This is a genomic window from Bacillus sp. MMSF_3353 (assembly GCF_030733445.1).
Classification (GTDB): domain Bacteria; phylum Bacillota; class Bacilli; order Bacillales; family Bacillaceae_G; genus Bacillus_A; species Bacillus_A wiedmannii.
This window is the reverse complement of record NZ_JASHJA010000078.1, coordinates 1-3,465: the sequence shown is the minus strand read 5'-3', so window position 1 is coordinate 3,465 and position 3,465 is coordinate 1. Positions and strand designations below refer to the sequence as shown.

General features: G+C 34.6%; 4 protein-coding genes. 1 reads left to right on the top strand and 3 read right to left on the bottom strand.

Annotated features, from left to right (window positions below):
• The coding region (locus RBB48_RS31475) for a TasA family protein (protein ID WP_306008851.1) at positions 1 to 219 on the top strand (219 nt) is incomplete at its 5' end.
• 161 nt (positions 220 to 380) lie between these two features.
• On the opposite strand, the gene RBB48_RS31470 is transcribed toward RBB48_RS31475, so the two are convergent.
• The 3 genes from RBB48_RS31470 to RBB48_RS31460 form a co-directional block, all read right to left on the bottom strand.
• A complete protein-coding gene (locus tag RBB48_RS31470; RefSeq protein ID WP_306008850.1) occupies positions 381 to 2,234 on the bottom strand; it encodes an FtsX-like permease family protein in 1,854 nt (617 codons plus the stop codon).
• 16 nt (positions 2,235 to 2,250) lie between these two features.
• Positions 2,251 to 3,012, bottom strand: coding sequence for an ABC transporter ATP-binding protein (locus tag RBB48_RS31465; protein WP_098374381.1), 762 nt, complete (start codon positions 3,010 to 3,012; stop codon positions 2,251 to 2,253).
• Positions 3,013 to 3,294: 282 nt separating this feature from the next.
• On the bottom strand, positions 3,295 to 3,465 hold a 171-nt coding region (locus RBB48_RS31460), incomplete at its 5' end, for an ATP-binding protein (RefSeq protein ID WP_306008852.1).

Sequence of the window (3,465 nt, the reverse complement as noted above, 5' to 3'; positions counted from 1 at the left end):
CTTGCAGAACTAAAATCACAAAGTTCAGAGATTGTCTCCAAAAAAGTATTTCATTCTAAGTGGACTGAAACAGGGGGGTTAAAACCTGGGAAAATGGATTGGTTTTGGATAAAGTTTGTATTTGAAGACAACGGCACAGATCAGAACGTGTTCCAAGGGGATAGTATTGCGTTAAAAATGGAGTTCCAAGCCAATCAAACAGAGGGAAAAGAAAGATAATTTTACAAAAATATCGTTGGGAAGATGTAAAACTGAGCTTGTAATTTTTTATAATTTGTCAAATTGACCATCAAATTTCCATATAAAAAACCAGTGATACTAGTACATGTGTAGGATATCACTGGTTTTTTTGAGTTTAACATTTTGTATGTTTTGTAAAACTATTTTTCTTTCGGAAGTACAATTCTTTTATACAATTGAACTGTAATCAAGTAGTAAATTAAGTAAATTACTACGAAAATGACAAGTGGCAACCAAATTCGAAAATACGGATCAATCAAAAGCGGACCGAACATGTTCATACCAACTAATACGTGAACAATACCCACAATTGCTGGGACTAAGAATACAAAGAATAACTCTTTATAAATCGATTGTGTTAATAACTCTCGGCGAACACCGATTTTACGAAGCATTTGATAACGTGTACAATCTTTGGATGCACCAGACAGAACTTTAAACATCAGACAACTTGCCATCATTGCTAAGAACGCAATTCCAACGAAAAAGCCCATAAACATGAGTCCGCTAGAAAGACTTTGGTTCGACTTATATGTTTGATACTTACTACCCAGTTCTTCTGCTTTCACATCTTTATATTTAACTACATGTAATTCATCAAGTTTTTTCCATTCTTTTACGTATGTGCCGAAATTATCTGCCTTACCAATAAATACTTTATTTTCTGTACCTTTCATATTATCGTATATGTTTTGATTGACAATTTTCACTTCATGATTCGGATACATATACTTTGGTTGAATTGTTTGGAAAGCATCGCTCCATTGTTTTGGTTTTCCATCATCTTTACCCCATTGTCTTGACAATGCAAATGCATTCATGGGGATTTTTTCTGAAACTTTCATTGTCTTCTCATTTTTTCTATCTTTTACTAAAGGACGATTATTCTCTAACTCTTCTTTTATATAATACACATACGTATCATCCACCTTGTAGCGATATTCAAGTTGCTCTTTAAATGGAATACCGTCTAACAATTTCTTTTCTTCCACTGTTGGATTATGAACTACCGAATCATAAATGGTTCCTTTATCAGTCTGTTTTAGAACATTGTTTTTAAATGCCATACCACAAGCAATTCCACCAGCTCCAAGAGCTACTAAGATTGCTACCGTTGCCAGCACGTTTGTTAGACTGTTCATACGGAAGTTTAATTGCGCAAAAGTAAAAGCATTCAGCCCTTTTTCCCTACGTTTTTTATTACTATGTACCTTTTTCATCATAACGGGGAGAAGGGATCCAAATAGCATGTACGTACCAACTGTAGCTGTGATTAATCCAATAGCCATGAATGTAGGAATGCTTATTATATCTTCTCCTTGTAGCTGTGATATATAGATCAGTGATGTATAACCAATACCTAGTAAAAGTAAACCAAGGAATGCAACTACAGCTGTCATTTTCCCTTTTACTGCGACACGTTCTGTTTGTTCATCTGCATGTACAAGTTGCAAAACAGAAATACGTGACAATTTCATACTATTCATGATGGCTGATAGTACAAATAAGACAAAAAAGAAGATGCAAGTAACAGTCATAGACGGAATATAAAATGCTTGATACCCCTCACCAGAAAACTCCAACTGTTTCATCAATAACTGACCGATAACGTCTGCTAGTCCCACACCAATTGTAATTCCGATCACAAGAGACGCTGCGCCTAATACGATTGTTTCAATAAACATAAGTAGTGTAACTTTATGCTTTTTTGCTCCTAACATCATATACATCCCAAACTCTTTTTGGCGAAGGGATAATAAGAAAGAATTTGCATATAAAATATAGAAGAACGTTATGATTGCTAGTAAAACCGAACCAATTTGAAATGCAAATACAATAGCAGCTACATTTGAATTAGATTCAAGAAATGCTTTATTTTGTGCTAGCGTTTGGAACATATAGAAAATTGAAATAGATATAATAAGACCCATAAGTAAGACAATATAGTCTTGCAACTTACTTTTTAGTCCTGACATGGAAATTTTAAATAACATACTTGAACGTCCTTCCTTATCCTTTTTGAGTGCCTAAGTCTGCCAGCACGTCTAAAATTTCTTTATAAAACTTTTCACGGGTACCACCACGATGAATTTCTTTATAGAGCTCACCATCTTGAATGAATAAAATACGTTGACAGTAACTAGCACTATACGGATCGTGCGTAACCATCATAATAGACACACCTTGTTCTGTATTTAAGTTTGTCATGGCATCCAGTAAACTCGTTGCATTTTTAGAATCTAGAGCTCCAGTCGGCTCGTCTCCTAAAATAATTGCTGGTTCATGAACTAACGCACGTGCTGCGGCGGAACGTTGCTTTTGTCCACCAGATACTTCAGAAGGATACTTTTGAAGTATTGCTGAAATGCCTAACATATCAGCTACTTTTTCTACTTTCTGTCCAATATTTCGTGATGAAACACCTTGTAGGGAAAGTGGAAGAGCGATGTTTTCGTAAATAGATAAGTTCTCCAATAAGTTAAAGTCTTGGAAAATGAATCCTAACTTTTGTGAACGGAAATCAGAAAGCTCACCTTGTTTCATTTTCGTAATATCTGTTCCTGCAATTTCAACAACGCCGCCCGTTGCTTTATCTAACGTTGAAATTACATTTAATAATGTCGTTTTACCAGAACCAGATGGTCCCATAATTCCGACAAACTCACCTCCTTGAATTGAGAATGAAACACCTTTTAACGCGTGTGATTGGTTCTCACCTTTTTTACCGTACACTTTTTGGACGTTTTTTACGTCTACAACTGGTTTCGTCATATATATCCTCCTATGTTTGTTTTTTCATTTCTTTAAAATAAGTTGCTATTCATATTTGCTACTAACAAAATAGTCATGTTGCATCTACCTTTTCCATAAGGCTGTCACGATGTATCCAATTGAAAGCTGTAAAGAAAATTTTATTTTAATTTCTCCACTCACCTCATCGCTTTGAATACATACATGATAAACTATAAGAATTAGGAAACACCCTGTAAAATCCTTAAGAATTCTTAAGTTTTATAAAAAAAGCTTATGGAACCTGTCATTCCATAAGCCAGTCTATTTGATTGGATGTTCAACAATAAAAGACATCCAGCCGTCTTTATATTCTGCATGTATATTACCATTATGAAGTTCAACAATTCTTTTTGAGATAGCAAGTCCCAGTCCATTTCCTTGATCATCTTTTCTTGCCTTATCACCCCTAAAAAATCTTTCAAACAATTTATT

Coding starts and splice junctions, on each gene's coding strand:
- RBB48_RS31470 (WP_306008850.1), bottom strand. CDS start 2,234: ATGTTATTTAAAATTTCCATGTCAGGACTAAAAAGTAAGTTGCAAGAC.
- RBB48_RS31465 (WP_098374381.1), bottom strand. CDS start 3,012: ATGACGAAACCAGTTGTAGACGTAAAAAACGTCCAAAAAGTGTACGGT.